This is a genomic window from Pseudoduganella sp. GCM10020061 (assembly GCF_042683405.1).
Lineage (GTDB): Bacteria > Pseudomonadota > Gammaproteobacteria > Burkholderiales > Burkholderiaceae_D > Telluria.
The window spans coordinates 409,570-435,802 of record NZ_JBHUJS010000003.1 but is presented as its reverse complement, the minus strand read 5'-3'; the positions used below and the strand labels follow the sequence as shown (position 1 = coordinate 435,802).

25 protein-coding genes are annotated in these 26,233 nt (G+C 66.7%); 13 read left to right on the top strand and 12 right to left on the bottom strand.

The window, feature by feature from the left end:
* The first annotated feature begins 90 nt into the window (after positions 1-90).
* On the top strand, positions 91-1,218 hold the full coding sequence (locus ACFSQR_RS09315; protein WP_377729464.1) for a sensor histidine kinase: 1,128 nt from the start codon (positions 91-93) through the stop codon (positions 1,216-1,218).
* Positions 1,215-1,919 carry a LytR/AlgR family response regulator transcription factor gene (locus ACFSQR_RS09310; RefSeq protein WP_377729463.1) on the top strand — a complete coding sequence of 235 codons (705 nt, stop codon included), beginning with the start codon at positions 1,215-1,217 and terminating at the stop codon, positions 1,917-1,919. The genes ACFSQR_RS09315 and ACFSQR_RS09310 overlap by 4 nt, the downstream gene beginning before the upstream one ends.
* A gap of 112 nt (positions 1,920-2,031) precedes the next feature.
* Here the strand turns inward: ACFSQR_RS09310 and ACFSQR_RS09305 are convergent, their stop codons facing one another.
* Both ACFSQR_RS09305 and ACFSQR_RS09300 read right to left on the bottom strand, forming a co-directional pair.
* On the bottom strand, positions 2,032-5,598 hold the full coding sequence (locus ACFSQR_RS09305; protein WP_377729461.1) for an ABC transporter permease/M1 family aminopeptidase: 3,567 nt from the start codon (positions 5,596-5,598) through the stop codon (positions 2,032-2,034).
* 10 nt (positions 5,599-5,608) lie between these two features.
* Positions 5,609-6,496: an ABC transporter ATP-binding protein gene (locus ACFSQR_RS09300; RefSeq protein ID WP_377729460.1), complete on the bottom strand. Its 888-nt coding sequence runs from the start codon at positions 6,494-6,496 to the stop codon at positions 5,609-5,611.
* Positions 6,497-6,733: 237 nt separating this feature from the next.
* On the opposite strand from ACFSQR_RS09300, the gene ACFSQR_RS09295 reads away from it, so the two are divergent.
* From ACFSQR_RS09295 to ACFSQR_RS09285, 3 genes are all read left to right on the top strand, one after another.
* Positions 6,734-7,174, top strand: coding sequence for a hypothetical protein (locus ACFSQR_RS09295; protein ID WP_377729459.1), 441 nt, complete (start codon positions 6,734-6,736; stop codon positions 7,172-7,174).
* Positions 7,175-7,417: 243 nt separating this feature from the next.
* Positions 7,418-8,920 (top strand): alanine/glycine:cation symporter family protein, encoded by a 1,503-nt coding sequence (locus ACFSQR_RS09290; protein WP_377729458.1) that lies wholly within the window; start codon positions 7,418-7,420, stop codon positions 8,918-8,920.
* Between the two features lie 85 nt (positions 8,921-9,005).
* Entirely contained in the window at positions 9,006-9,254 is a 249-nt protein-coding gene (locus ACFSQR_RS09285) for a DUF3297 family protein (protein WP_377729457.1), read from the top strand.
* 40 nt (positions 9,255-9,294) lie between these two features.
* Here the strand turns inward: ACFSQR_RS09285 and ACFSQR_RS09280 are convergent, their stop codons facing one another.
* Positions 9,295-11,040, bottom strand: a complete 1,746-nt coding sequence (locus ACFSQR_RS09280; protein ID WP_377729456.1) for an ABC transporter ATP-binding protein — start codon at positions 11,038-11,040, stop codon at positions 9,295-9,297.
* Between the two features lie 293 nt (positions 11,041-11,333).
* On the opposite strand from ACFSQR_RS09280, the gene ACFSQR_RS09275 reads away from it, so the two are divergent.
* From ACFSQR_RS09275 to ACFSQR_RS09265, 3 genes are all read left to right on the top strand, one after another.
* On the top strand, positions 11,334-11,828 hold the full coding sequence (locus ACFSQR_RS09275; RefSeq protein WP_377729454.1) for an ankyrin repeat domain-containing protein: 495 nt from the start codon (positions 11,334-11,336) through the stop codon (positions 11,826-11,828).
* Positions 11,829-11,927: 99 nt separating this feature from the next.
* Positions 11,928-12,179, top strand: a complete 252-nt coding sequence (locus ACFSQR_RS09270) for a hypothetical protein (protein ID WP_377729453.1) — start codon at positions 11,928-11,930, stop codon at positions 12,177-12,179.
* A 75-nt stretch (positions 12,180-12,254) separates the two neighbouring features.
* Positions 12,255-12,746: a hypothetical protein gene (locus ACFSQR_RS09265; RefSeq protein WP_377729452.1), complete on the top strand. Its 492-nt coding sequence runs from the start codon at positions 12,255-12,257 to the stop codon at positions 12,744-12,746.
* A gap of 57 nt (positions 12,747-12,803) precedes the next feature.
* Here the strand turns inward: ACFSQR_RS09265 and ACFSQR_RS09260 are convergent, their stop codons facing one another.
* From ACFSQR_RS09260 to ACFSQR_RS09240, 5 genes are all read right to left on the bottom strand, one after another.
* The gene (locus ACFSQR_RS09260) at positions 12,804-13,226 is read right to left on the bottom strand and encodes a DUF4019 domain-containing protein (RefSeq protein ID WP_377729450.1); all 423 of its coding nucleotides are present in this window, start codon (positions 13,224-13,226) and stop codon (positions 12,804-12,806) included.
* A gap of 72 nt (positions 13,227-13,298) precedes the next feature.
* Complete coding sequence (locus ACFSQR_RS09255) at positions 13,299-15,287, bottom strand: methyl-accepting chemotaxis protein (RefSeq protein WP_377729449.1); 1,989 nt, start codon at positions 15,285-15,287, stop codon at positions 13,299-13,301.
* Complete coding sequence (locus tag ACFSQR_RS09250; RefSeq protein ID WP_377729448.1) at positions 15,235-15,642, bottom strand: c-type cytochrome; 408 nt, start codon at positions 15,640-15,642, stop codon at positions 15,235-15,237. The genes ACFSQR_RS09255 and ACFSQR_RS09250 overlap by 53 nt, the downstream gene beginning before the upstream one ends.
* Positions 15,639-15,959: a plastocyanin/azurin family copper-binding protein gene (locus ACFSQR_RS09245; protein ID WP_377729447.1), complete on the bottom strand. Its 321-nt coding sequence runs from the start codon at positions 15,957-15,959 to the stop codon at positions 15,639-15,641. The genes ACFSQR_RS09250 and ACFSQR_RS09245 overlap by 4 nt, the downstream gene beginning before the upstream one ends.
* A 32-nt stretch (positions 15,960-15,991) precedes the next feature.
* Positions 15,992-17,017 (bottom strand): cytochrome-c peroxidase, encoded by a 1,026-nt coding sequence (locus ACFSQR_RS09240; protein WP_377729446.1) that lies wholly within the window; start codon positions 17,015-17,017, stop codon positions 15,992-15,994.
* Positions 17,018-17,121: 104 nt separating this feature from the next.
* On the opposite strand from ACFSQR_RS09240, the gene ACFSQR_RS09235 reads away from it, so the two are divergent.
* Both ACFSQR_RS09235 and ACFSQR_RS09230 read left to right on the top strand, forming a co-directional pair.
* Entirely contained in the window at positions 17,122-18,051 is a 930-nt protein-coding gene (locus ACFSQR_RS09235; RefSeq protein ID WP_377729445.1) for a MerR family transcriptional regulator, read from the top strand.
* A gap of 118 nt (positions 18,052-18,169) precedes the next feature.
* Complete coding sequence (locus ACFSQR_RS09230) at positions 18,170-19,672, top strand: helicase HerA-like C-terminal domain-containing protein (RefSeq protein WP_377729444.1); 1,503 nt, start codon at positions 18,170-18,172, stop codon at positions 19,670-19,672.
* Positions 19,673-19,690: 18 nt separating this feature from the next.
* Here the strand turns inward: ACFSQR_RS09230 and ACFSQR_RS09225 are convergent, their stop codons facing one another.
* Together ACFSQR_RS09225 and ACFSQR_RS09220 are read right to left on the bottom strand one after the other, a co-directional pair.
* The gene (locus tag ACFSQR_RS09225) at positions 19,691-20,065 is read right to left on the bottom strand and encodes a YbaN family protein (RefSeq protein ID WP_377729443.1); all 375 of its coding nucleotides are present in this window, start codon (positions 20,063-20,065) and stop codon (positions 19,691-19,693) included.
* A 174-nt stretch (positions 20,066-20,239) separates the two neighbouring features.
* Positions 20,240-21,331 carry a diguanylate cyclase gene (locus ACFSQR_RS09220; RefSeq protein ID WP_377729442.1) on the bottom strand — a complete coding sequence of 364 codons (1,092 nt, stop codon included), beginning with the start codon at positions 21,329-21,331 and terminating at the stop codon, positions 20,240-20,242.
* A 181-nt stretch (positions 21,332-21,512) separates the two neighbouring features.
* Here ACFSQR_RS09220 and ACFSQR_RS09215 point away from each other — a divergent pair, with 181 nt between their 5' ends.
* Complete coding sequence (locus ACFSQR_RS09215) at positions 21,513-22,133, top strand: LON peptidase substrate-binding domain-containing protein (protein WP_377729955.1); 621 nt, start codon at positions 21,513-21,515, stop codon at positions 22,131-22,133.
* Positions 22,134-22,276: 143 nt separating this feature from the next.
* Here ACFSQR_RS09215 and ACFSQR_RS09210 read toward each other — a convergent pair whose 3' ends face one another.
* Positions 22,277-23,503 carry a hypothetical protein gene (locus ACFSQR_RS09210; RefSeq protein WP_377729440.1) on the bottom strand — a complete coding sequence of 409 codons (1,227 nt, stop codon included), beginning with the start codon at positions 23,501-23,503 and terminating at the stop codon, positions 22,277-22,279.
* Between the two features lie 99 nt (positions 23,504-23,602).
* A complete protein-coding gene (locus tag ACFSQR_RS09205) occupies positions 23,603-24,901 on the bottom strand; it encodes a S8 family serine peptidase (RefSeq protein ID WP_377729438.1) in 1,299 nt (432 codons plus the stop codon).
* A gap of 89 nt (positions 24,902-24,990) precedes the next feature.
* Here ACFSQR_RS09205 and ACFSQR_RS09200 point away from each other — a divergent pair, with 89 nt between their 5' ends.
* Positions 24,991-25,497 (top strand): RNA polymerase sigma factor, encoded by a 507-nt coding sequence (locus ACFSQR_RS09200; RefSeq protein ID WP_377729435.1) that lies wholly within the window; start codon positions 24,991-24,993, stop codon positions 25,495-25,497.
* A complete protein-coding gene (locus ACFSQR_RS09195) occupies positions 25,494-26,225 on the top strand; it encodes an anti-sigma factor family protein (protein WP_377729434.1) in 732 nt (243 codons plus the stop codon). The genes ACFSQR_RS09200 and ACFSQR_RS09195 overlap by 4 nt, the downstream gene beginning before the upstream one ends.
* Positions 26,226-26,233 lie beyond the last annotated feature (8 nt).

The following is a 26,233-nucleotide window of genomic DNA, read 5'->3' as shown; positions in this document are numbered from 1 at the left end:
GAAGAGAAATCCGCCACTTAACGGTGGGAATAACGGAAGGGTTGAGGTATCTTGTCGTTCCAACATGGTAACGCACAAGCAGCCGACCGAATGAGCTCATCGCCCAGCACCGTCCTCGATTCACAGCCCGTCCCATCCCAGGCAGTCCGCGCCAGCGCCTCCCATCGCAGGCCGGCCGGCGCGTCCAACCGCGACTACTGGCTTTGCCAGTTGGCGGGGTGGGGCGGCCTTGCCGTGTTCAGCGTGCTCACGTCCATCCAGGATATGAACGAAGAGGCCTTCCGCTTCGCACTGGCCAAGACCAGCTGCATGGTGAGCGGCTTGTTCCTGTCGCACCTGTGGCGGCAATTCCTGCTGCGCCGGGGCTGGATCGACCGCAACGGCGCTTTCCCGGTCCGGCAAATCCTCGGCGCACTGGCCGTCATCAGCGTGGTCCAGACCGGCTTTCTCGTGGTAGCGGACATCGTTTTCCGGCACGGTGCGCTGCTCACCGATCCGGAGATCTGGTTCCTGCTTCCGTTCCTGGTCCTGCTGTGGTTCGCGATCTTCATGGTGTGGACCCTGTGCTATGCGATGGTGCTGTCGCGCCGCCGCGCGCTGCGCTTCGAGCTGGAAAAGCTGGAGCTGGAAGTCAGCATCAAGGACGCCGAGCTGCGCGCCCTGCAGGCGCAGGTGAACCCGCACTTCTTCTTCAATAGCCTGAACAGCATCCGCGCGCTGATCTACCAGGACGCCGATGCCGCCGCCAAGGCGGTGAGCCAGCTTGGTGGGATCATGCGCCACAGCCTGCGCGCCGGGCAGGTGTCCACCGTTCGGCTGGCCGACGAGATGGCGGCGGTGAATGCCTACCTCGGCATGGAGACGATCCGCTTCGAGAGCCGGCTGCACCTGACCATCGGGATCGAGCCGGGTCTGGACGACGTCGCGCTGCCGCCGATGGCCCTGCAGACGCTGGTGGAGAACGCCGTCAAGCACGGCGTCGAGCCGAGCATGGGGGTGTGCGAGATCCGGATCGCCGCACGCCGCGACGGCGAACATGTCGTGCTGAGCGTTGCGAACCAGGGCTGGCTGGCCGAAGCCAGCGCCTCCACGCGGCTCGGACTGGCCAACACCAGCAAGCGGCTGGCGCTGCTGTTCGGCCCGGGCGCGACGTGTACGCTGGCCGAGCAGGACGGCTGGGTGATCGCGACGATCACGCTGCCGCAGGTGCAGGCATGAAGGCGCTCATCGTCGACGACGAGCGCCTGGCGCGCGGCGAGCTGCGGCGCCTGCTGGCAGCGCATCCGGAGCTGCGCGTGGTGGGCGAAGCGGCCAACGCGCTCGAAGCGCGGCAGCTGATCGAGGAGCTGGCGCCGGATGTCGTCTTCCTCGACGTGCAAATGCCCGGCGGGACCGGATTCGATCTGCTGGCGTCGCTGGACGATCCGCCGCCGGTCATCTTCACGACAGCGTTCGACCAGTATGCGATCAAGGCCTTCGACGTCAGCGCGCTGGACTACCTGCTCAAGCCGATCGATCCGGCGCGTCTCGCGCACGCGCTCAGGAAGCTGCACCGCGAGCCGGAAGCGGCCAGGGACAAGCTGCAGCCCGCCGACGCCAGGGTGTTCATCAAGGACGGCGACAAGTGCTGGTTCGTGGCGATGGAGCAGATCGTGCTGTTCGAGTCGGAAGGGAACTACACGCGGGTGTACTTCGACCAGAACCGGCCGATGTTGCTGCGCTCGCTCAATCAGCTGGAAGCGCGGCTGGATCCCGAGAAGTTCGTGCGGGTGAGCCGCAGGCAGATCGTGAATATGGATTTCGTGGTGGGGATAGCGCCATCGGCCGCGGGTGGCATGGTGCTGACGCTGAAGGATGACCTCAAGGTGCCCATGTCGCGCCGGCGTGCCGCGCAGTTCAAGCAGATGAACGGTCTTTGAAACGGAAGGGGACTGTCCCTACGGGACTGTCCCCAGTCTTTGCGTGAGCAGGCCGCTTCGCAGCGAAAGTCCGGGGACAGCCCCGTAGGGACAGTCCCCTTTGTGCTGCTGACTATTCCACTGCGATTGGCTTGCGGTTGTCGCTCGCCACGCGGTCGATAAGGATATTGTAGGGATCGACGCCGGCTTCGGACGGCTTCTCGTTGACCGTGACCGTGAGCGTGGACTCGCCGCCCGGCAGCATGCGCTTCTCGCGGAACAGCACGCGCTCGCCAGCCAGGACGGCGATGTCGACCGCCTCGTCGTATGCCCGCGCCGTTTCCTTGCCCTTGCCGTCGGCCTGCAGCTTCGCCAGGCGCACTGTCATCGTGACATCCCAGCGGCCATCCTTGCGCTTCTTCGCGCTCGCTTCGGCCAGGCGGTTGTCATAGAAGACGATGCGCTCGAACAGGTCGGTGATCAGCTCCTGCTTGTCTGCCGGCGCCGCGGCGCGGAGGTAGCGCAGCAGGTCGCGGCTGGTCACATACGGCGCCGTCTTGTACAGGTTCTCGTCGCGGAAGCGCTTCAACGCGCCGTTCAGCGCTGCTTCGCCGATCTCTTCGCGCAGGCGGTAGAAGGCCAGGCTGCCCTTGCGGTAGTGGATGTAGTCCTGCCCCTCATCACGGAACAGGGGACGCTCCTCCACCAGCTCCTTGGCACGGCCCTCAAAGTACTTGTCCAGGTCCCAGCGCAGGATGTGGCGCGTCTTCGCGGCGCCATATTCCTTTTCGAGAGCCATCAGTGCGGAATACTCGGCCAGCGACTCGGTAATCATCGGATTGCCCTGCACGTTGGCGGCGATGACCTGGTCACCCCACCATTGGTGGGCGATCTCGTGCGCCGTCACGTAGAACACGTGGTCCACGCCGTCCGGATTGCGCAGGTCGTTGATGAAGCCGAGCGATTCGGAGAACGGGATCGTATTCGGGAAGCTGCGCGCGTACTGCTGGTACAGCGGGAACTCGGTGATGCGCACCTGCTTGTGCTGGTACGGTCCGAAATGCTCGCTGAAGTAGTCGAGCGCGCGCTGGGTGCCTTTCACCATGCGGTCGATGTTGTAGGTGTGCTTCGGATCGTGGTACACCTCGATCGGCATGCCGCGCCAGGCAGCCTTCGTCACCTCCCAGCGGCCCGACTGGTACGAGAAGAACGGCAGGATCTGCTTGTCCATCTTGTAGTGGAAGTAGCGGCGCCCATCCTTCTCCCAGCTCCTGAGCAGGTAGCCCGGCGAGATCGCGACCTGGTCGGCGCTGGTGGACACGGTGGTCTCGAAGTCCATCAGGTCCGCGTCCCAACCCATCACTTTCCAGAAGTTGCGCGCGTGCGCGGCCTTGTCGTCGAGGTCATTGAGCCGATGCGGTTCACCCAGCCCGCGTGCGCGGCGCTCGTGGCGCTCCTCGATCTCGTTGTGCTGTGCATAGCCGAACTTGGGGAAGAAGTTCTCGGACGTGAACATGGAGCCGTTCCCGTTGATCAGTTCGGGAGCGCCGCTGTTGCTAAAGCCGGGGTTGCGCACACGCACCGTAAAGTCGACCGCCATGCTGGCGCCAGCCGCCAGCGGTTCGCGCAACGCGATGACCATGAAGCAGAGACGCCTGTCGTCCAGCACGACCGTATGGGCAGGCAGGTTGTGGAAGATGGTCTCGGCGGTCCGGTCGGTCTGGATGCGCAGGCTGTCCATCGCTGCGCCGGTCTTGTTCTGCGCGACGTAGTGGCCCCTGATGTCCACGCTGCGCTGGTCGGGGTAGATGTCGACGTCGGCGCGGACTGCGGTGATGCTCGGGTCGGGCTGCGCGAGGTATTTGCGGTACAGCTTTTCGTAGTCCGCGCGCAGGTCGAGCGCGAGGCCGGCCGGCTCGTAGGGCCGCAGGACGGTGGTGTTGTACCAGATCCAGCCGCCGGTCGCCATCCATCCCGCCACGCAGAGGGCGAGCGCCGCGCCTTTCCTGCCTTTCATTGCGCGCACGGCGAGCAGGGTACGTCCGCGGAGGCGCGGCGCCAGGCCGCGCACCGTGAATGCCTGCGCAACGATCAGGAGTGCCAGCGCGGCCAGGCCCCAGTACAGCGCGAACCAGCTCCAGCCGGCCAGGTAGTGGCCATAGCCATTCAGGTCGGAATACACCAGCGGAGGCAGCGACGCGAAGCTGGCGAGGCGATGCTCGACGTTCAGCCCGGATAGCAGCGTTTCGGCCAACATCAGCGCAATTGCGACCAGATAGCCGAGGTACTTGTTATTTGTGATCACCTGGACGGAGATCGCCGCACATCCCATCAGTACGAAGTAGATCGAGTTAATTAGCGTGCCTTTCACGTACAGCAGGCCCTCGACCGGCGCGCCGCCCACCGCCAGCTGGATCGCGACGCCCGCCAGCGCGCCCACGCCCAGGAAGACGAAGACCACGGCCACCAGGGCGCCGGCCTTCGCCGCCAGCGGCACCCAGTCCGGCACCGGCATCGCGTCGTTCAGGCCGGCGATGCGCACCTGTCGCTCGCGGAAAACCAGTTCGCCGCTGAAGAAGATGAGGACGATCACCAGCATCGCATTGATGCTGCCGCTCAGTTCCTCCAGCATGATGCGCGTGAGCGGATACGGGATGCTGTCGAAGCGCATGCCGCCCACGGCGTAGTTGGTGAAGAAGTTCGCAAGCGCGAGCAGCAGCATGATGAGGAAGGGCAGGCTGCGGATGACGCCGCGCGCATCGAAACAGAGCACCTGCCACCACTGCGCCACCGCAGTCCATGCGTCGAAGCGGGGCGCAATGCGGCGCACCGCCGGCACGCGCGCAGCCGGGGTTGCCGGGCTGGCGGCGCTGGCCGCGCCGAACCAGCGCTTGCCGGTACCCGCGCGCTGCGGCTTGAAGAGGGCGACGGTGGCCGCCACCATCGCCAGCGCTGCGCCCATCCAGATCAGCCGGTTCAGGAGAAGCACGCCGGCGAGCGGCGGCAATTGGCTGTTCGCCTGCGCGGCCGTGAAGTAGCGGGTCAGCTGCATCAGCGCGCGGATGCCGAAGGGATCGAGCAGCACTGCCAGCGATTCGCCGTTGCTTCCCTGGCCCAGCGTGAATCCCATCCCCCACAGCACCGTGAACGCCAGCACGCCCACGTACACCATGATCATAGAGCGTGTCGTGGCCGCCAGCAGCATGAGCAGCGCCGCAATGAACAGCAGGTTCGGCACCACAAAGACGGCGAAGCTCCACGCGTACGGGTGGAGCGAGAACGCGCCCATGCGCTCCGGGTCGGCCGACGCCATGGCGGAACCGCCCATCATGGCAAGGGTGATCAGCGCGAACAGCGCCACGCAGACGGCAAAGCCGGCCAGGAAGCGGCCGAACAGGTAGTTCGTCTTGCGCATCGGCGTCGCGAACAGCAGGTCGGCGATGCCCACTTCATTGTCGCGCAGGATGGCGCCGGCGATGAACACGGTCACCAGGAACATGGCGATCATCGTCAGGATGCTGAGCTGGCGCGCGATGACGACCGGCGCGTTCAGGTGCATGTTGCCGATCTCGCCGCCGATCCGGAAGGACTCGCTCCCGGCGGTCATGAATGCGACCAGCACCAGCGCTACCGTGACCGCCCACAGGAGCGGCTGGCGCAGCTGGTGCCGCAGGTCGAACCTGAAAAATTCAATCCACATGGCCGGTTCCTCAGGCGTGAGCCGCGTTGCGTTGCGTGGCCCGCAGCTGCAGGAAGTAGACATCCTCCAGGTCCGGGGCGACATTGATAAAGCCGGCATCGGGCTGGACATCGGCGAACACGTTGATCTGCGGCTTGCCCGCAACCAGCCGCGTGGACAGCACGCACAGGCGCTGCTGGTATTCGGCCAGCGCCGTGTCGTCGACAACGCGCTGCCACACTCGCCCGTGCATCTGCTCGATGCTGTCCTGCGGCCGGCCTTCCACCAGCACCCTGCCGCCGGCGATCATGGCCATGCGCGGGCACAGGTCGGTTACGTCCTCGACGATGTGGGTGGACAGGATCACCACCACATCCTCGCCGATCCGCGCCAGGAGGTTCAGGAAGCGGTTGCGCTCCTGCGGGTCCAGCCCGGCCGTGGGTTCGTCCACGATCACCAGCCGCGGCGCGCCAAGCAGCGCCTGCGCAATGCCGAAGCGCTGGCGCATCCCGCCCGAGAAACTGGCGACAGCGCGCTTGCGCGCCTCCCACAGGTTGGTCTGGTGCAGCAGGCCTTCCACCATCTCCTTGCGCTCGCCGCGCGCGGTCAGACCCTTGAGGACGGCGAAATGGTCCAGGAGTTCGAGCGCGCTCACTTTCGGGTACACGCCGAAGTCCTGCGGCAGGTAGCCCAGCTGGCGGCGCAGCGCCTCCTTCTCCGCCAGCACATCGGTTCCGTCGAAGTGGATGGAGCCGCTGTCCGGCGCCTGCAGCGTGGCGATGGTGCGCATCAGCGAGGACTTGCCGGCGCCGTTCGGGCCGAGCAGGCCGAACATCCCGGCCGGAATCTCCAGGCTGATGTCGTTGAGGGCATGGACGCCGTTGGCGTAGGTCTTGTTGAGCTGTCTGATCGAAAGCATGCGCGAACTCCTGAGGTTTCTTGTTGTTGGATGATTCCTGCTTACAAGACTAGTCAGCGTTCCCAGGCGCCGCTACGGATGAGAAACGAGTGGCAGGTTTCCGTGATGAACGGCAATGGAACGTGATGAGCGGTAGCGATTGAGCGAGGTCACACGCCGCGCTCGTCCAGCGGCGCCTTCCGTCCGGGGAACGTATCTTGGAAGGACGCACTGGACATTTCAGCGAAGGAGGTGAGTATGAACTGGCTGATGAGGGTGATGATGCTTTTGGCTGTGATCGCGACCAGCGGCTGCAGGACGCCGCCGCCCGCGGAAGAGGTGCCGATGTATCCGGCAGTGGTCGGGGAAAAGACCGACCTGTACGAGGTGACGAGCCCGACCAGCGTGCGGCTCGCCCCCGGCGTGAAGCTCAAGGTGGTCGAAGGTCCGGGCGGTACCAAGTGCGGCATGATCCTGCTGCGGCAGAATGGCGGCGTGGGCGGCTACATGTCCTGCGGTTGTATTGGCGCAACGACCAGTTCCTGCGTCACGACCAACGACAATCCCGAGCATCCCTCGTGCAGCGGCAGCTGTACGGACAGCGAGGGCAACGCGCACGGCTGCAGCCTGTTCGGCCCGATTATCGGGCCGCCGCGCGACCCCGCCATGATCCGGTTCCGCCAGCGCGCCCCGAACTAGCCCGCAACGGACGGGGCTGCCCCTGGAAGCGCCAGGGCGGCAGTTCCGTCCCATGCCGTCCCCCTGAAAAGCCGGGCTCCGTGCCCGGCGGGGGACGGTCGCCTAATGCCTCCCCCTCAATAAACGTTAGTCAAGCGCCGGAGCTTGTTGTATCTTCTTGTTTTCTAGCCTGCAAGCATGCCCGACATGCTTAATAACATCGAGTCGGCCGCCGTTGCCGTCCATTTCACGGGGACTTTGTAAATGAATGAGTTTGTTACCGCCGTCAATGCGGTTGTCTGGAGCCCTGCGCTGATCGCACTATGCCTTGGCGTCGGCCTGTATTTCTCGGTGCGCTCGCGTTTCCTGCAGTTGCGCCATTTCCGCGAGATGCTCCGCCTGATGATGGAAGGGAAGAGCTCGGAGCAGGGCGTGTCGTCCTTCCAGGCGCTGACCATGACGCTGGCCGGCCGTGTCGGCACCGGCAACATCGCCGGCGTCGCAACCGCCATCACCTTCGGCGGCCCGGGCGCAGTATTCTGGATGTGGATGGTCGCCTTCCTCGGCGCCAGCTCGGCATTCGTGGAATCGACGCTGGGCCAGGTGTACAAGGAATCGCTGAACGGCCAGTTCCGCGGCGGCCCCGCGTTCTACATCGAGCGTGGCCTGGGCATGAAATGGTACGCATGGACCTTCGCGATCGCCACGATCTTCGCCTGCGGCCTGCTGCTGCCCGGCGTCCAGGCGAACTCGATTGCCGAAAGCCTGAACACCGCGATGGGCGTCGACCCGAACGTGACCGCCGCCTGCCTGGCGATCGCGCTCGGCTTCATCATCTTCGGCGGCGTCAAGCGCATCGCCACCTTCGCCGAAATCGTGGTCCCGTTCATGGCGCTGGGCTACATCATCGTCGCTGCCGTAGTGGTATTCCTGAACATCCACCAGCTGCCTGAAGTGATCCGCCTGATCTTCAGCTCCGCCTTTGGCATGGAAGCGGGCTTCGGCGCCGTCCTCGGCCTGGCGATCCAGTGGGGCGTCAAGCGCGGCATCTACTCGAACGAAGCCGGCCAGGGCACCGGCCCGCACGCATCGTCGGCAGCGGAAGTCTCCCACCCTGCCAAGCAGGGCCTGGTGCAGGGCTTCTCGGTGTACGTCGATACCCTGCTGGTCTGCTCCGCGACCGCGTTCATGCTGCTCATCACCGGCCAATACAATGTGCAGGCGCCGGACGGCAGCGCGCTGTATACCGGCGTGCAAGGTGTGGCGGCGGGTCCGGGCTACGTCCAGACCGCGCTCGAAAACGCGATGCCGGGCTTCGGGTCCATCTTCATCGCCCTGGCGCTGCTGTTCTTTGCGTTCACCACCCTGGTCGCGTACTACTACATCGCCGAAACCAATATCGCGTACATCAACCGCAAGGTCGGACGCCCCTGGCTGAGCTTCATGCTCAAGCTGGCCATCATGGCAGCAACGGTCTACGGTTCCGTAAAAACGGCCGATGTGGCATGGGGCCTGGGCGACATCGGGGTCGGCCTGATGGCGTGGCTGAACCTGATCGCGATCGTCATGCTGCACAAAGTGGCGTTCAAGTGCCTGCGTGACTACGAAGCGCAAAAAGCCGCGGGCAAGGATCCGGAGTTTGATCCGGTAGCGCTGGGTATCGAGAACGCCGACTACTGGGTCAAGCGCGTCGCCGACAGGAAGGACAAGGCCGAAGCAGTGCCGGCTGACGTTGAGGCGCCCGTCGTACCGAAACCCGCAGTCTGATGTCCAGGGGGGGACGGTCCCGACGGACTGTCCCCTTTGATGGGCCAGTTGTCCCCAGCCGGTTCATGGAGGATAATTGTCGCCTATGAACGATACCACCTCTCTCCCCGCATTCCCTGATCGCCTGTCGATCGATCCACGCAGCCCATTCCATGACGCGTCGGTGTTCCAGCACGACGTTGGCATCCGCTTCAACGACCGCGAGCGGCACGACGTCGAGGAATACTGCATCAGCGAAGGCTGGATCAAGGTCGCCGCCGGCAAGACGCGCGACCGCAAGGGCAATCCGCTGCTCATCAAGCTCAAAGGCAAGGTCGAGCCCTTCTACCGCTGACGCGCGGCCAGCCGGGGACCGTCTCCGCAGGGGCCGCCCCTCAGTGCGGCCGCTCGCCGATCTGCTGCCGCCACAGCGCGTAATACAGCTGCTTGCGCTCCAGTAGCTCCGCGTGGCTCCCGCTCTCCACGATCCGGCCCTTCTCCAGCACAAAGATCGTATCGGCGTGCATGATGGTGGACAGCCTGTGCGCGATCAGGATCGTGATCTGCGTCCCCTTGTGCGAGATCGCGCGCACCGTATCGGTAATCTGCTCCTCCGTGATCGAATCGAGCGCCGACGTGGCCTCGTCGAAGATCATGAGCCGCGGGCGACGTATCAGCGCACGCGCAATCGACAGCCGCTGCTTCTCGCCGCCCGACAGCTTCACGCCGCTTTCGCCGATGGCCGTGTCGAGCCCCTCGGGCGATTTCTCAAGAAGGTAGGCGCACGACGCCTGCTCCATCGCCTCCACGATTTCCTTGTCCGTCGCATCCGGCTTCACGAACTCGATGTTCGCGCGGATCGTCCCCGCGAACAGGTGCGTGTCCTGCGTCACCAGCCCGATCTGCCGGCGCGCGGGATTGAAGCGCATGTCCTTCGTCGAGATATCGTTGTAATAGACCTCGCCGCTGTTGGGCGTGTACAGCCCCACCAGCAGCTTGACCAGCGTCGACTTGCCCGATCCGGACGGTCCCACGAACGCGATGGTCTCGCCCAGCGATGCCGAGAACGACACCTCGTGCAGCGCGTCTTCCGCCGCGTTCTTGTGGCGGAAGGTCACGTCCGCAAAGCGCACGTGCGTTACCGGCCCGATCTCGACCGGCGACTTCGGTCCGCGCTCGATCGGCCGCTGCATCAGCGCCTGGAAGTTCAGCATGGAGGCATCGACCTCGCGGTATGCGAGGATGATGTTCCCCAGCTCCTGCAGCGGCGCGAAAATCGCCACCGAGATGAACTGCATCGCAATCAGCTCGCCCGGACTGAGCACGTCGCGGAAGATCAGCCACAACAGCGCAAAAAGCACGCCCAGCTTGAGCGCGCTCAGCGTGACGCCCTGCAGGAACGAGAGCATGCGTACGCGCTTCACCTTCTGCATTTCCAGCGCGAAGATCTGCTCGGTCTGCGCCTGCAGGCGCCGGATCTCGGGGAAGGTCAGGCCCAGGCTCTTGATCAACTCGATATTGCGCAGCGACTCGGTGATGAACCCTGAATTGCGGTTCGTCTCGCGCGTGATCGAACGCTGCTGCGACTTGATCTCGCGGCTCAGCAGGCCGGTCAGCCCGCCCAGCACCACCACGCCGATCACGAACACGGGCACCAGCAGCCAGTGTTTGGTCACCGCGTACCAGACCAGGAAGGCCATGCCCACGGTCGCTGCGAACACGGTATTGATGAAGGAATTGATGAAGCGCTCGCTGTCCGCGCGCACCTTCTGCAGCAGCGACAGGCTCTCGCCGCTGCGCAGGTCCTCAAATTCCTGGAAGCGCAGCCGCAGCAGGTGGCGCAGGCCGTCGTTGAAGATCTGCGTGCCCAGCTTCTGCACGACCAGGCGCGTCACGTACTCCTGCAGCGCTTTCGCCAGCCGCGACAGCACCGCCACCAGCACCGCCAGCCCGAGCAGGCCAAGCACGCCGCGCACGAGTTCATCGTCGCTCTTGCCGCCGCGGTTGATCGCATAGCCGTCGATGATCTTGCCGAAGATGATCGGGTCGACCAGTGCCAGCACCTGGCTGGCCGCGGCGAGCACCAGTGCCAGCAGGGCGAGCCGCCAGTGCGGCCGCAGGTAGGAGAACAGTAATCGCATACGGGTCCATCTGCCATCAGACAGGCTCCAGTATGCGCGGCGGCGCCGGATCGTACGGTTCGGTTAGCCACGTTGGGACAACGTGCGATGACGCAGGCGTACTTATCCTGTAGCGGCCTGCTCGCATCGCATTGCCGATCGCGCGACGCTGCAATCAAGGTGCGGAAGTTAATTGGACTGGTGAGTTTGATTGTGCGTCTCTATCGGCTGTGCTCACGTACACTTTCAGCTCAGCTTTATTGCAGGGAGGATATGTGCACAGCGAAACGACATCCGCCGCAGGCGGCAGGTCCATGGACAGCGAAACCTTGGAATTCATCCAGGACATGTTCGAACTGGTGCGCGCGGGCGACGCGCGCACGCTGCGGCCCCTGATCGAAAAGGGCGCACCGACCAACTTCCGCAACCAGCGCGGCGACAGCCTGATCATGCTGGCGAGCTACCACGGCCACCTGGAGACGGCGAACCTGCTGCTGGACCATGGCGCCGATCCCTCGGTGCCGAACGATATGGGGCAGACGCCGATGGCAGGCGCCGCCTTCAAGGGCAATGTGCCGATGGTGCTGGCGCTGCTGGACCATGGCGCCGACGTCGAGAGCCCGGGACCGGACGGGAAGACGGCGCTGATGTTCGCAGCGATGTTCAACCGCGTGGAAATCGTGGAGCTGCTGGTGCGTCGCGGCGCCCGGCTCGATGCGGCCGATGCGCGGGGAATGACGGCCCTGGACTATGCGAGGACGATGGGAGCCGCGGATGCGGCGGCGGCGCTGGAGAGGCTGGGCGCATAACGAACGTGCCATGGCGACGTCGAATCCTGCGGTCGAAGGCCTTCCGCAGTCCTGCCCGGGCGGATATGATGGGGCGCTTTTGGCACCCGGATCCCGCACATGGTTGAATGTAATCGAACGATGGAACAGGCCCGCCGCGACTTTTCGCTGGGCCTCCTGACTGGCGCACTGCTGGTGCGCGTCCCGATGAGCAAGAACGAATGGACCCTGCGCCTGGCCGGCGCGCGCGGCGACGCGGGCATGCTGCTCGATGTCCAGACGCTCCAGCCGTGCATCTTCCGCAGCCTGGACAAGGCGGTCGATGCGATCGAGCAGATCGGCTTCGCGCTCACGCAGCTCAAAGTGCAGTGACAGGGCCGGATAGTCACCCGCTATCCATGCCGCATGAGTAGAATGTTCCTTTTCCCGTCGGCCCAGGAATAATTCATGGCTCTGTTTTTCGGTATCCTCATCGGTCTCGTGATCGCCGCGATCCTCATCAAGTCGGTCGCGTTCCGCATCGTTGCGGGCTTGCTGATCGCAGGCGCGATCGTGCTGATCGTGTTCGAGCAGATGGAGACGCGCAAGGAGACGGAGGAGTCGCTGACCCGGATCAAGCCGTCGGAGCTGCAGATGTCGGACGTGTCGCTCAAGCCGGGCTACGCGAACTCATACCGATTGTCCGGCCGGGTGGTGAACCGGTCGCCCCGGCACACGCTGACTGGCATCGCCTTCACGGTCAAGGTCGAGGACTGCACGATGGCTCCCGCCGCGCCCACCTGCGTGACGATCGGGGAGGGCAGCGCCCGCATCGCCCCCACGGTCCCGCCGGGTCATGCACGCGACTTCGATGAGCTGGTGGCCTTCGACAAGGCGTCGCCGACCGTGCGCGGGCAGATGAAGTGGAGCTACACCATCGACAGCATCCACGCGCGCTGACCGCGCGCCGTTCCGGGCTTGCGGTCCGCACGAGCGGGCCCGCAAGCCGCGGCACTCTTACTTGATAAAGTAGCCGGAGACGCGCCAGGCGCCGTCCTTGTCCTTCATGGGGATGATGGTCTCGGTCATGTCCGGCTTGTTCTCGAACGAGGTCGCATACTTGATGACGACGTACTCGCCCTGCGGCGCGCCGGGCAGCGTGGTGGTGTAGTCCGCCGACTTGAGCGTGCGCGACTTGACCGCGCCCAGCGGCGAGCGCACCTGCGTCAGCGCGGCTTCCCACTGCTCCTTGGTCACCATCGACTGCATCATTGCGCCGCCCTTGTCCCAGCTGTCGCCGTATTTGGCGGCATCGGTCATCGCCACCCAGGTGGTCGCCACGTCCTGCGCCGTGGCCTTGTCCGCATCCGAGCGCGCGAGCGCGGCGCCCGCACCGAGGAAACCAGCTGCCAGCACCGCCATCGCCATGATCTTCTTCATGTCCACTACTCCTGGTTAAAAACTCCCAGCGTAAACGAATTACCCGCGCTTGTGCAGCCTGCGGCAAAAGGATCAGGCCACGAACTTGAAGTGGCTTAAATGCAGTTGCAGTTGGTCCGCCTGTTCGAGCAGCGACTCCGCGGTGGCGCTGGTGCGCTCCACCAGCGCCAGGTTCTGGCGCGTGTTGTCGTCCAGTTCCGCCGCTGCCCGGCCGGCGCGCGCCACGCCGATCGACTGCTCGCGCGCGGCGGTCACGATCTCGCCCATGAAGTGCGTGATCTTGTCGGCATTGCCGACCACCGATTCCATCGTCTGCCCGGCTTCCCCGGCTGCGCGCGCGCCGGCATCGATCCGCGCCACCGTGTCGCGCACCAGCACTTCGATCTGCTTGGCAGCCTGCGCGCTGCGTTGCGCCAGGCCGCGCACCTCCGCCGCCACCACGGCGAAGCCGCGGCCCGCCTCGCCGGCCCGCGCCGCTTCGACCGCGGCATTGAGCGCCAGCAGGTTGGTCTGGAACGCGATGCCGTCGATGACGCTGACGATGTCGCCGATGCGCGCGGAGGCGGCCTGGATGTCGCGCATGGTCGCCACCACGCCGCCGATGGCCGCGCCGCCGCGCGCCGCGACTGCCGCGTTCTCGCCCGCGAACACGGCGGCGGCCTGCGCACGCTCGGCATTGCCGCTGACCTGGGAGCGGATCTGCTCCATCGATGCGGCTTGGTCTTCCAGCTGCGTCGCCGATTCGTGGGTGCGGTCGTTCAGGTCGTTGGCCGCTCCCGCGATTTCGGCGCTGGTTGCAGTGAGCTGGTCCGCCGAGTCGTGCACGCTGAGAATGAGCTTGCGGATCGCCGCGTGCGCCTTGCGCAGGTCGCGCATAACCTGGGCCGCTTCGTCGGTGCCGGCCGGTTCCGCCGGCCGGTGGCGCAGGTCGCCGGCCGCCATTTCGCGCAGGTGCAGCTTCACCAGGTTCAGTCCTCCGCCCGTCACCAGGTAGAAGGACCAGAACAGGTAGGCGGCCAGCAGGAAGCTGCCGGCGACCACGCCGAACAGCAGGTTGCGCTGGCCGGCTACCTTGTCCGCGCGCTGTTCCAGCCGCGCGCTCGCGATCGCCAGTGCCGTGCGCTGCAGCGACAGGAAGCCGTCGATGGCGCGGCCCGCAGCGCGGTCGATGCGTGCCGGGTCGCCGCTGACAACGTCGCCCAGCAGGTAGCGCCGCGCCAGTGCACGCAGTTCGGAGGCGCTTGGCAGTTCCTTGCCCAGGCGTGCGGCCAGCGCGGGGTCGGCCGTCAGCGCGACTTGCGCATCCTCATACAGCTCCGCTTCCAGGTATTCCAGCAGCGGCAGGCGGTCGGTGAGCATGCGCTGCTGCGCGGGATCGATGGCGCCGGCCTGCATCGCATGCATGCCGAGCGAGCGGACGAAGGCGATGCGGTCGTTCAGCTCCGGCACGCCGGCCAGCGCCGCGTGCAGCAGTGCGCGGTTGACGCCGTCGCTGTCCTCCGCCAGGTGTGCAGCCGAGCGCACCGCCTTCAGCAGGGCCAGCTGGTCGGCGACCAGTTGCGAGTGGATTTCCAGCGCCTCCACCGGATCGGTGCCGGGCTGCGGCAGGGCAGGCAGGAGGGCCGGAATGCGCTCCACCGTTTCCCGATCGGCGAAAGGGCGGCTGGTTGAGGCCAGCGCTGCGAGCACCCTGGCGTGATGGCCGGCGTAGGCCTGGGCTCTGTCCTCTCCGGCTGCGCCGCCGCGTGCGGCCTGCATGGCCAGGTCACGCTGGGCACTGGTCGTCTCGATCAGGGGCAGCAGGGCGTCAACCACCCGCAGGCCGTCCAGCTCATCCTGCATATGCGCCAGTTCCTGTGCGCTGGAACGCACCAGGCTGGCGCCCAGCAGCAGCGCAGGCAGCGCCAGCACCGCCGAGATCAGCAGCGCCTTGGCGCCGAAATCAAGACGGCGGAACAGCCGCACGCCGGGCGCGAACAGTAGCGGATCGCGCGCCGGCGCGGCCGCCTTACTGCGCGTTGATGGAACGGATAAAGGCAACGACATCGCGAACTTGTTCATTGGTGAGCTCTTCTTCCCATGGAGGCATCTTGGCGGAGCGGCCGATCGCTTCGCCGCCTTTCCGGACGATCAGTTCGACATAGGCATCGTTCTTGTCGGTGGTGCGCAGGTTGGCCGGGCGCGGCGTGTACAGCCGGGCCGCGCGGCCGTTGCCGTCTGCGTTGATGCCGTGGCAGGTCACGCAATAGCTGCTGTACACCAGGCCGCCGCGAAACACCGCCGCGTCGCGGCTGTCGCGCGGCAGCAGTGCGCCCGTCTGCGCGCCCGGCTGGGCCGCGGGGGCCTGCGGGGACGAAGCGCCCGCTCCGGCCATGCAGAGCAGTGTGGCGGCCGCCAGTGCGGCGCGCGTGATCACTTGCTGACCTCGACCGTCATGCGCATGTCCGGATGGATCGCGCACTCGACTTCCACCTTGCCCGGCTTGTCGAAGGTGACGCTCTTGGATGCGCCCTTGGCGTAGGTGCCCAGGTCGAAGCTCTTGGCCTCGGACAGCGAGAACACATTGTGCGAGAAGGCGTCGTCGTTGACGAACTTGACCGACTCGCCGGCCTTGACCTTGATGGTCGGCTGCGAGAAGGCCTTGCCCTTTTGAGACACGATATGTTCACCGGCGTGGGCGGTGTGCGCGAGCAGGCATGCGACGACGGCGAGGGCGGGAACGCGGATGTTCATGGTGATTCCTTTGCTGGTGGGGAGAGGGTGCGTTATTGCGGCAATACGGGAACCGTGACCGGCTTCTGGCGGCCGGTCAGCGTCTTCATGAATGCGACCAGGTCGTCGACTTCGGCGGGAGTCAGTTGCAGCGGCCGGACTTCCGGCGACAGGTTGGCCGGAGCCGGCTGCGCGCCGCCCGCGTTGTAGTGCTCGACCACCTCGCGCAGCGTGGCGGCGGAACCGTCGCGGAAGTACGGCGCGGTGAGGGCGACGTCGCGCAGCGTGGGCGTCTTGAACGCGCCTTTCATGGAAGGCAGCGCGCGCAGCTTGTAGCGGCCCACATCCTCATGCCCGCCCTGCGCCACGCCAATGTTATGGAAGCCGTTGTCGGTGAAGTTCGGTCCCGAGTGGCAGGCAGCGCAGTTGGCCTTGCCCTTGAAGAGCTGGTAGCCGCGGTACTCCTGCTGCGTGATCGCGCCGCGCTTCCCGCCCAGCCACTGGTCGAAGCGCGAGTCGCGCGAGACCACCGTGCGCTGGAACGCCGCAAGCGCCTTCGCCACGGTCCGCTCCGATACCGCTTCGCCGGGGTAGGCGGCGGCGAACATCGTGCGGTAGCCCTCGAGCGAGGCAAGCATCAGCTTCATGTGCTGGAAGTCGGTCGACATCTCCTGCGGCGAGGCGAGCGGGCCGGTGGCCTGGTCCTCCAGCGACCTGGCGCGTCCGTCCCACATGAACTGGGTGTTGAAGGCCACGTTGACGATGGTGGGCGCCGCGCGATCCAGGCGCTGGCCGTTGATGCCGATCGACTTCTTCTGGCCGTCAGACCAGCCCAGCCCAGGGTGGTGGCAGCTGGCGCAGGACACGGTGCCGTTGCCCGACAGGCGCGGATCGAAGAACAGCGCCTTGCCCAGCGCTACCCGGGCCGGCGTGGCGGCGTTGTCCGCTGGGTGAGGCAGCGCCTTGCCGAGCTTCCATTCCTGGTCGGCTGGACCGGCCTTGGGCACGGACGGGGCGGCATGCACGGCGGCCGTGGCCAGCAGGAGGGTCAGGAGGGCAGTGCGCAGGGCAGTTTGCATGGCGGATCACGTAACCGGTCAATGAAAGATGTGCATACTAAAACGTTTATTTCCTGATGTCAACATTTGTCTAGGACAAATTTGAGGGTACAATTCGCACCGCTATGAGCGCCACCAACAACATGATCAACCTGCCCATCGCGGCAGTCGAACGCGATACCGGATTGGGCAAGGACACCTTGCGGGTCTGGGAGCGCCGCTACGGTTTTCCCCGGCCCCTGCGCGATGCCAACGGCGACCGCCTCTACCCGGCCGACCAGGTGGCGCGGCTGCGCCATATCAAGCGCCTGATGGACAAGGGCCACCGCCCCGGCAAGCTGCTGGCGCTGGGCAGCGAGGAACTGGCGGCGCTCTCCGAACGTGCCTTCGAAGGGCAGGGCCCGTGGAGCCGCGGCGTGCATACCGAAGAGCTGTCGGCCTATCTGGAAGACTGCCGCCTGCACCGCATCGTGTCGCTGCGCACCGGCCTGATGGAAGCCATGGCCCGGCGCGGCCTGCGCGACTTCGTCCTGGAGATCGCAGCGCCGCTGGTGACCGCGGTGGGCGATTGCTGGGAGCGCGGCACCTTCCAGGTCTACGAGGAGCACCTGTTCACCGAAGTGCTCCAGAACGTGCTGCGCGTCGGGATCGCCGGCATCCCGGCGTCCGGGCACAGCGGCCCGGTCATCGTGCTGACCACTTTCCCGCAGGAGCAGCACAGCATCGGCCTGCTGATGGCCGAAGCCATATTCACGCTGGAAGGCGCGCACTGCGTCCCGCTGGGCGTCAGCCTGCCGGTCGCCGACATCGCCCGCGCCGCCGGGCAGGCCGACGTCGTGGCCCTGTCGTTCTCGATCGCGAGCAATACGCAGCAGATGCTCGCCGGCCTGTCCGAGCTGTCCGCGACGCGGCCGCCCGGCGTCGAACTGTGGTGCGGCGGAACGGCGGTGGGCCTGGCGCGCTGCTCGCTGCCCGGCCTGCGCCACGTCGACCTGGCCACGGCGGGCGAGCAGGTGGCCGAATGGCGGCGCAGGGCAGGCAAGCCCGGTCCTTAGTCGCCGGCCCCGCGCGCCTGAAAGCCGGGGACGCTCCCCTGACGCGGCGCGCGCTGCGCACTTCGTTGTAGACTCACGTGCATGAGCCGGATGGTCCGGCCACCACCGCGAGAATCCCATGCCAAAAGCGCTTCCCATCGCCCAAGCCACCCAGCCGCCGGCCGTCCTCGAACTGCTGTCGAACCTCGTCAACCGCCACGGATGCATTACTGGCGCGACCGGCACCGGCAAGACCGTCACGCTGCAGGTGATCGCGCAGGCGCTTTCCGACATCGGCGTGCCGGTGTTCATGGCGGACGTGAAGGGCGACCTGTCCGGCATGGCCAAGCCTGGCCAGCCATCGGAGAAGATGGCGGCGCGGCTTCAGAAGCTGGGCCTGGATGCGCCGGCGTGGTCGGCCTGCCCGGTCACCTTCTGGGATGTGTTTGGCGAAGCGGGCCACCCGGTCCGTGCGACCATCTCGGACCTCGGCCCGCTGCTGCTGGCGCGCATGCTGAACCTGAACGACACGCAGGAAGGCGTGCTGCAGCTGGTCTTCAAGATCGCCGACGACAACGGCCTGCTGCTGCTCGACCTGGCCGACCTGCGTGCCATGCTTCGTCACGTCGGCGACAATGCTGCCGAATTCCGCACCACCTACGGGAACATCTCGCCGGCCAGCATCGGCGCGATCCAGCGCGGCCTGGTGGCGATCGAAGAGCAGGGCGGCGACCGCTTCTTCGGCGAGCCGATGCTCAACATCGACGACCTGCTGCAGACGGACGCGCGCGGCAAGGGCGTGGTCAACATCCTCGCCGCCGACAAACTGCTGCACGCGCCGCAGCTCTACTCCGTGTTCCTGCTGTGGATGCTCGCCGAACTGTTCGAGAACCTGCCGGAAGTGGGCGACCTGGACAAGCCCAAGCTGGTGTTCTTCTTCGACGAAGCGCACCTGCTGTTCGCCGATGCGCCCAAGGCCCTGCTGCAGAAGATCGAACAGGTGGTGCGCCTGATCCGCTCGAAAGGCGTGGGCGTGTTCTTCATCACCCAGAATCCGCTCGACATCCCGGACACGGTGCTGGGACAGCTGGGCAACCGCGTTCAGCATGCGTTGCGCGCCTACACGCCGCGCGACCAGAAAGCGGTGAAGGCCGCCGCCGAGACCTTCCGACCCAATCCGGCGCTCGATACGGCGCAAGTGATCACCGAACTGGGCGTGGGCGAGGCGCTGGTGTCCTTCCTCGACGAGAAGGGCAGTCCGCGCATGGTGGAGCGCGCGTTCATCCTGCCGCCCGCATCGCAGATCGGCCCGATCGGCGCGGCGGAACGCGCCGAAGTAATGGCGCAGTCGCTGGTCGCCGGCGTCTACGAGAAGACGGTCGACCGCGAATCGGCGCACGAGATCCTGTCGCGCCGCGTCGAGGAACAGGAAGCGCCGGCGCCGAAAGCGCGCCCGCGCGCGCAGCCCGAGCCGGCGCGCGAACCAGGCATGTTCGATGGCATGCTGGGCGGCAGCAGCGGCAGCCGCCGCCGCGAAACGCCGGTCGAATCCATGGTCAAGTCCGCGGCGCGCAGCATTGGCTCGCAGGTGGGACGCGAGATCATCCGCGGCATCCTCGGCTCGATCCTGCGGCGCCGCTGATGCCGACGGCGCTGCCGTTCAGGGCGCCGGGGAGCCGATGCGGGTGGGGACGAATTTCCAGAGGTAGATGGTGACTGCCAGCCCGATCGCGGCCAGCAGCAGGCGCAGCGCAAGCTGTCCCACCATCGCCATCGACACCGTCATCGATACCCATAGCAGGGTGATGGCGACGATCTTGCCGCGCAAGGGGATGCCCTTGCCTTCCTCGTAGCTGCGCAGGTAGGCGCCGAACAGGCCGTGGTTGAGCAGCCATTTGTGCATCTTGTCCGAGCCGCGCGCAAAGCAGGCCGACGCGAGCAGCAGGAACGGCGTGGTCGGCAGCAGCGGCAGGAACAGTCCCAGGACTGCCAGTACGACCGAGATCGCGCCGATGATGATGAGGGCGGTTTTCATGAATGGGGGCAGGTTACCAGAGATTGCCTGGCGGCTGCAGTCCTCCCTGCGGAACGCGCTTGCGGCCATCGCCTTCCCATGCAGGGGGGGTATGCGGCCCGGAACGCGGTTTGCCGGCATACCCCCCCTCTTTTTTTGCTGCCGTTGCCGTGTGCGGCATACCCGGGGGGAGTATCACCGCGGAGCGATCGCGTCTTCGTTCAGCACCACGCGGTTGCGGCCGCCCGCCTTGGCGCGGTACAGCGCCACGTCCGCCTGCTTGAGCAGGGCCTGCCAGTCGGCCGTGCCGCCCGGCGGCAGCAGCGCCACGCCGATGCTGGCATTGGCGTGCACCTCTCCCTGCGGCGTGGGCACCGCCACCGCCGCGATCGCCGCGCGCAGCCGCTCGGCGCACTGCACGGCCGCAGCGGCGTCCATCTCGGGCAGCACGGCGATGAACTCCTCGCCGCCGAAGCGGCCGAAGTGGTCGGTCGCGCGCAGGTGCTCGACGCAGGCGCGTGCCACTTCGCGAATCACCTTGTCGCCGACATCGTGCCCGTAGGTGTCGTTGATGCGCTTGAAGTAGTCGATATCGAGCATGGCCACGGCCAGAGGACGCGCGTGGCGCCGCGCCAGCTCCAGTTCGCGCAGGGCCAGTTCGAGGATGTAGCCGCGGTTGCAGACACCGGTCAGGCTGTCGTAGCGCGCGGTGCTTAGCAGCTGGGCGCGCAGGGCGGCCGATCGCCGGCGGAACTGGCGCGCCGTCACCATCACCAGCAGCGCGATGATGAGCGACACCACGTACATCATCAGCGCATTCAGCGCTTCCATCATCGGCAGCCGGGTGAACACCAGCACCGTGAACAGGACCGAGGGAATCGCCACCATCGCCACGAAGGTACGAATGCGGATCGATACCAGCCACACGGTGGCCAGGCACGCGGTCACGCCGGCGATGCTGGAGGGAAGGGTGCTGCGCACTTCCGCCAGCATCACCCCGCATAGATAGACGGCGAACATGAAGCCGGCGCGCTGCTCGGGCCCGAAACGCTTCGCCGACGGCAAGAAAATGAGGAATGCGAGCAGTACCGCCACTGTGCGGATCGCCAGCGACTGGATTGCGATCGCGGGTTCGACGATGAAGTCCCAGCCGGCGAACGCCACGATGCACAGTCCGAATACTGCGCCCACGCGGGGCAGCATGAATTCGATGTCGGCCTCGTGTTTATGGACCAGTTCGCGGTCCAGGGCATCGGGCCGCAGTACCTCTTGAAAGAACTTGTTCATCCTGCACCACCAGGTCTGGCTGGGCGCCGTTGCGAACCCGACTGGACACAGCTTACCCATTTTTCGGCTGGCGCGCAGCGGGCGGGCCCGCCACTGGGACGCCCATGCTCGCGGCCGCCGTGGCGGTAAACGCACATCTACGGTGCGCGATACCGTCCGCGATTCTGTCATCATGAGGGCCATGAGCGAGCGGCTTTCCATCCCGTTATTTCCCCTGAATACAGTCTTGTTTCCGGGCGGGACCTTACGGTTGCAGATCTTCGAGGTTCGCTACCTGGACATGATCGCCCGCTGCATGTTGGAGGATAAGCCCTTCGGCGTGGTGCTGCTCACGCAGGGCTCGGAAATCCGCAAGCCGGACGTGCTGGAGCGCTTCGTGCACTCAGGCACGCTGGCCACCGTCACGCACTCGGTCTCGGACACGCCGGGGCTGTTGCGCATCGTGTGCCGCGGCGGTTCGCGCTTCAACATCGTGTCCTCCGAACAGCGCACCGCGGGGCTGTGGTACGCGGAAGTCGAGACCATGGAAGACGACCGCCCCGTCCGGATTCCGTCCGAGCTGCAAGGCGCCGCGGATGCGCTCGAACGCGTCATCGTCTCGCTGGCCGGCATCGCCGAAGACCGCTGGCCCTTGCTGCCGCCATTCCTGCTCGCGGACTGCGGCTGGGTGTCGAACCGCTGGTGCGACCTGCTGCCATTGTCGAACCAGCAGAAGCACGACATGCTCACGCTCGACAATCCCCTGATCCGGCTGGAACTGATGCACGACCTGCTCGACGAACACGGGCTCATCCCTTCATAAGCTGTTTGCGCGCCCACGTCCGGCGCACAGCACTCCATGAAAAAAGCGGGACTGCCCATCGGACAGCCCCGCCCACCACACACAGAAAATGGCAGCAGGGACCGCACCTGCGCGCCAGCGCGACGTGCGTCCCCGCGCTTGCGTTACTCGCCCTGGCCCTTGCCGCCCTTAGCCGAACCGGACGCCTTGCCGCTGCCGCTGGCCGACACGCTTGCGCTGCCGCCCATGCTGCCGGCGCCGCGACGCGCTGCCTCGCCAGTCGCTTTGCCCGTCGTACGCGCATTGGCCGCAGTCGCCTGGCCGAATTCGCGTGCCGCATTCGCCTGGTTGCGCGCACCGGACGCCGCGCCTTGCGCGATGCCGCGCAGCGCACCACGGCCGCCGCTCACCGCAGCCTCGCCGTTTGCTTCGCCACTCGCTTCGCCGCTGACCGACTTGCCCAGAGAGAGGCCGCCGGATTTTTGCGCGCCGCCTTCGGCACCGCCCTGGCCCGTGGCCGACTTGCCGAGAGCGAGGCCGCCAGTCTTCTGTGCCGAGCCTTCCGCGCTGCCGGCGCCATTCAGGGTCTTGCCGAGCGCCAGGCCACCGCGCTTCTCTGCGCTGCCGCTACCTGCCGCTTCCGCTGCACCGGTCACCGATTTGCCGAGCGCCAGTCCGCCGCGCTTTTCCGCGCCGCCGTTACCCGCCGCATCCGCGGCACCGGTCACCGATTTGCCGAGCGCCAGTCCACCGCGCTTCTCTGCGCTGCCGCTACCTGCCGCTTCCGCTGCACCGGTCACCGATTTGCCGAGCGCCAGTCCGCCGCGCTTTTCCGCGCTGCCGTTACCCGCCGCTTCCGCTGCACCGGTCACCGACTTGCCGAGCGCCAGGCCGCCGCTTTTCTGCATGTCGCCGTTGCCCGCTGCATCGGCTGCGCCGCTGCCGGCAGTGCTGGCGCTGCCCAGCAACTGGCCGCCCACCGACTTGCCGATGCCGGCACTGCCAGTGCGCTGCGCATCGCCGCTGGCCGAGCCGGACGGGCCAGCCGGCACGTCCACGGCACCCGCCAGGCTGCCGCTGCCGGATCCGTTCGCCGAGCCGTTCACCTGGCCCGCATTGCGCCGCGCCGCGTTTGCCGCGGCTTCGGCCTGTGCCGTCGTGTCGCGGCGGACGCGTTCGAGGCGGCCGGCGGTGCGGTCGATCTGCAGGTCGGGGCGGGTCATGGCAGGAGCGTTCAGGCCGCCCATGCCGGACAGCGAACCGCCGATGGCGCCGTGGCCACCGAGCGCGCCGCCAAGGCCGCCGCCGCCAAGCAGCTGCGCATGTGCGGACGAAGCGATGACGAGGGAAGCTGCGAAAGCGATTTGCTTGATGACGAATGCGTGTTTCATGTTCTGTTCTCCTTAACTGGCGCGGACAATCCGCTGCCGATGCAAGGAAAACGAACCGCATCCGGGGTTTAATCCATCGGTTTGAAAATTTTTTTCAAATTAGCGAAAACGGGCGGGATCGACCCGGTAATCGGCGCCGACGATGCCGTAGCCAAGCGCGTTCGACACGCTGGCGGTATCGGGCCGCACGGCGCGCGCTGTCAGGCGCGCAAGCGCCAGCCTGGCCACCTGGGGATCGGGCCGCTGCGCATCGGTGGCCAGCATTGCCGCCACGATGGGGGCGGCGAACGAGGTGCCGCGCACCTGGCGGAAGCCGTCATTCCCGGCATCCGCGCTGACCATATTATTTCCGGGCGCAGCGAACATGACCTGCGGCCCGCGCGCAGCTTCCGGCAACGGCTTGCCGCGCTTGTCCACCGCGGTCACGCCCACCACGCCCGGATAGCTGGCAGGGTAGAGCGGCGGCGCGGCCGGACCGTCGTTGCCGACCGCCGCCACGATCAGGTGGCCGCGCCGGACCATCAGGCGCACCACCTGCTCCAGCAGCTTGTTGTGCGGCCCGACGAGGCTCAGGTTGACGACGCCGACCCGTTCGCGCGACATCCACGCGAGCGCGCCCGCGATGCGCTCGGCCGAGCCGCCGGTCGGGCTGTCGCAGTAGATGTCGGCGGCGTACAGGCGCCCGCGCGGCAGCACGCCGCGAAAGCGCTGCGCGGAACCGACCATCAGCGCAGCGACGGCCGTGCCGTGCGTCGCCGGCCTGGCCTCGCCATTGCATCCCCAGCGCTGGATCGCCGCGTCGCGCAGCGTGATGTGGCTTGCATCCACGCCGCTGTCGACCAGGCCCACCGCAGGAGCGTCCGCAGCGGCCGCCGGCGCGGCACCGGCCGCGGGCTGCGCCAGCTCGCCCGGCGCGCCGCTGCCTGTATAGATATGATTGAAGTCGTAGATGCCCTCCGGGTCGAGCGCGCGCAGGCGTTCCAGCGCCTCCGCCGTGGACAGCGATGCGGGCGCGCCCAGCACGACCATCTGCTCGCCGCCGGCGCCGAACGATGTTTCGCGTACCACGGCCATGCCAAGCGAGGCGGCCGCCGCCAGTCCGGCCGGAGAGGGCGCAAACGCGAGGATCTCGCGGCGCACGACGGGTTCGCCGCGCGGGTCCGCCTCCAGCACATCGCGGTGGCGTTGCAGCAGGCCGGTCACGGTATCGAGGCGCAGGCGCGACACGTCGCGCACGATGTCGAGCGGCGCCTGCAGCGGTTCTCGCAGGCGGCCCGTGTCGATCGGCCCCACCTGCGACGGCAGCGGCAGCTGCACCCGCGGCAGGCCAAGCTGGGCCTGCGCGTGCGAGGCCGCCAGCAGGGCGGTGAGGGCAAGTAGGGTGCGGATTCGTTTCATTGTCCGATGATAATATAAGCAGTCCATGTAAATAAAACGAACGGGACACGGAAGAAAATCCATCCGCCGCGCGTTTTACCTGTAACGCCATGTCCAACCACGCTGCCGCCTTCCACCGCCAACTCGCCGAGCTGCTGCCACGGCTGCGCCGTTTCGCGCGGACCGTGACCTACAACCGCGAGGATGCGGACGACCTGGTGCAGGTGGCGCTGGAACGCGCGCTCACCCGCAGCGAGCAGTGGGAGCCGGGCACGCGCCTGGACAGCTGGATGTTCCGGATCGTGAAGAACGCGTGGATCGACGAGGTGCGCAGCCGCATCCGGCGCGACCGCGTGTTCGCGCCCGAGGAAGCGGGGGAGCACGTCGGGGACGAATCGGCGGAAGCGCACCAGCAGAGGATCGCGGTGCAGAAGGCCATCAGCATGCTGTCGGAAGACCACCGCATGGTGATTGGCCTGGTGCTGGTCGACGGCCTGCCGTACAAGGAGGCCGCGGAGGCACTGGACATCCCGGTCGGTACGCTGACCAGCCGCCTGGCGCGAGCGCGCGAGGCACTGCAGGCGATCCTGGCCGGACCAACGAAGGACACAGCATGAAGTACAGCGACGAAATCCTGATGGCGTACGCCGACGGGGAACTGGATGAGGCCACCCGTGCCGGCATCGAACAGGCGATGCGCGCGGACCAGTCCATCGCGGCGCGCGTCGAGCAGCACCGCGCCTTGCGCGACAACGTCTTTGCCGCGTTCGCGCCGGTGGTGGACGAGCCGGTGCCGCAGCGGCTCCAGCAGGCAGCGCGTCCACGCACGGAGCTGCCGCCGGAAGTCACGCCGATCGACCTGGCACGCGCGGCCCGCGAAGCGAAGCGGCAACCGCCGCCGCAGCGGCGCAGCTGGATGCAGCTTGGCGGCATCGCCGCCGCCGCGCTGATCGGCGTGATGGCCGGCCGGGAGAGCGCGCCGGAGTCCGACATCGCCAGCAGCAATGGCGTGCTGGTCGCCCAGGCCGGCCTGGAGGATGCCCTGTCGAACAAGCTGGCCAGCAGCGGGCAGGGCGGCACGCGCATCGGCGTCACCTTCGTTTCCAAAAACGGCGCCTACTGCCGCAGCTTCACCCACCAGCAGACGGCCGGCCTGGCCTGCCGCGAGGGCGGGCGCTGGACGTTGCCGGTCGTCGCCGAGGGCGGCGCGGCTGGCGGCGATTACCGACAGGCCGGCACGGAGATGCCGCCCGCCGTGCTCGAAGCCATCGACGAGCGCATCGAGGGCGACCCGCTCAACGCCACACAGGAGCAAGCCGCCGCCAGGAAGAACTGGCAGCACTAGCGTTTGCG

Bases quoted from the DNA above. Each gene is read 5' to 3' on its own strand.
- ACFSQR_RS09245 (WP_377729447.1), bottom strand. From the start codon at position 15,959: ATGAACATCCGCGTTCCCGCCCTCGCCGTCGTCGCATGCCTGCTCGCG.
- ACFSQR_RS09305 (WP_377729461.1), bottom strand. From the start codon at position 5,598: ATGTGGATTGAATTTTTCAGGTTCGACCTGCGGCACCAGCTGCGCCAG.
- ACFSQR_RS09205 (WP_377729438.1), bottom strand. From the start codon at position 24,901: ATGAAACGAATCCGCACCCTACTTGCCCTCACCGCCCTGCTGGCGGCC.
- ACFSQR_RS09260 (WP_377729450.1), bottom strand. From the start codon at position 13,226: ATGAAGAAGATCATGGCGATGGCGGTGCTGGCAGCTGGTTTCCTCGGT.
- ACFSQR_RS09285 (WP_377729457.1), top strand. From the start codon at position 9,006: ATGAACGATACCACCTCTCTCCCCGCATTCCCTGATCGCCTGTCGATC.
- ACFSQR_RS09200 (WP_377729435.1), top strand. From the start codon at position 24,991: ATGTCCAACCACGCTGCCGCCTTCCACCGCCAACTCGCCGAGCTGCTG.
- ACFSQR_RS09225 (WP_377729443.1), bottom strand. From the start codon at position 20,065: ATGAAAACCGCCCTCATCATCATCGGCGCGATCTCGGTCGTACTGGCA.
- ACFSQR_RS09220 (WP_377729442.1), bottom strand. From the start codon at position 21,331: ATGAACAAGTTCTTTCAAGAGGTACTGCGGCCCGATGCCCTGGACCGC.
- ACFSQR_RS09255 (WP_377729449.1), bottom strand. From the start codon at position 15,287: ATGAACAAGTTCGCGATGTCGTTGCCTTTATCCGTTCCATCAACGCGC.
- ACFSQR_RS09290 (WP_377729458.1), top strand. From the start codon at position 7,418: ATGAATGAGTTTGTTACCGCCGTCAATGCGGTTGTCTGGAGCCCTGCG.
- ACFSQR_RS09230 (WP_377729444.1), top strand. From the start codon at position 18,170: ATGCCAAAAGCGCTTCCCATCGCCCAAGCCACCCAGCCGCCGGCCGTC.
- ACFSQR_RS09240 (WP_377729446.1), bottom strand. From the start codon at position 17,017: ATGCAAACTGCCCTGCGCACTGCCCTCCTGACCCTCCTGCTGGCCACG.
- ACFSQR_RS09310 (WP_377729463.1), top strand. From the start codon at position 1,215: ATGAAGGCGCTCATCGTCGACGACGAGCGCCTGGCGCGCGGCGAGCTG.
- ACFSQR_RS09315 (WP_377729464.1), top strand. From the start codon at position 91: ATGAGCTCATCGCCCAGCACCGTCCTCGATTCACAGCCCGTCCCATCC.
- ACFSQR_RS09295 (WP_377729459.1), top strand. From the start codon at position 6,734: ATGAACTGGCTGATGAGGGTGATGATGCTTTTGGCTGTGATCGCGACC.
- ACFSQR_RS09270 (WP_377729453.1), top strand. From the start codon at position 11,928: ATGGTTGAATGTAATCGAACGATGGAACAGGCCCGCCGCGACTTTTCG.
- ACFSQR_RS09195 (WP_377729434.1), top strand. From the start codon at position 25,494: ATGAAGTACAGCGACGAAATCCTGATGGCGTACGCCGACGGGGAACTG.
- ACFSQR_RS09265 (WP_377729452.1), top strand. From the start codon at position 12,255: ATGGCTCTGTTTTTCGGTATCCTCATCGGTCTCGTGATCGCCGCGATC.
- ACFSQR_RS09235 (WP_377729445.1), top strand. From the start codon at position 17,122: ATGAGCGCCACCAACAACATGATCAACCTGCCCATCGCGGCAGTCGAA.
- ACFSQR_RS09300 (WP_377729460.1), bottom strand. From the start codon at position 6,496: ATGCTTTCGATCAGACAGCTCAACAAGACCTACGCCAACGGCGTCCAT.
- ACFSQR_RS09215 (WP_377729955.1), top strand. From the start codon at position 21,513: ATGAGCGAGCGGCTTTCCATCCCGTTATTTCCCCTGAATACAGTCTTG.
- ACFSQR_RS09275 (WP_377729454.1), top strand. From the start codon at position 11,334: ATGGACAGCGAAACCTTGGAATTCATCCAGGACATGTTCGAACTGGTG.
- ACFSQR_RS09280 (WP_377729456.1), bottom strand. From the start codon at position 11,040: ATGCGATTACTGTTCTCCTACCTGCGGCCGCACTGGCGGCTCGCCCTG.
- ACFSQR_RS09210 (WP_377729440.1), bottom strand. From the start codon at position 23,503: ATGAAACACGCATTCGTCATCAAGCAAATCGCTTTCGCAGCTTCCCTC.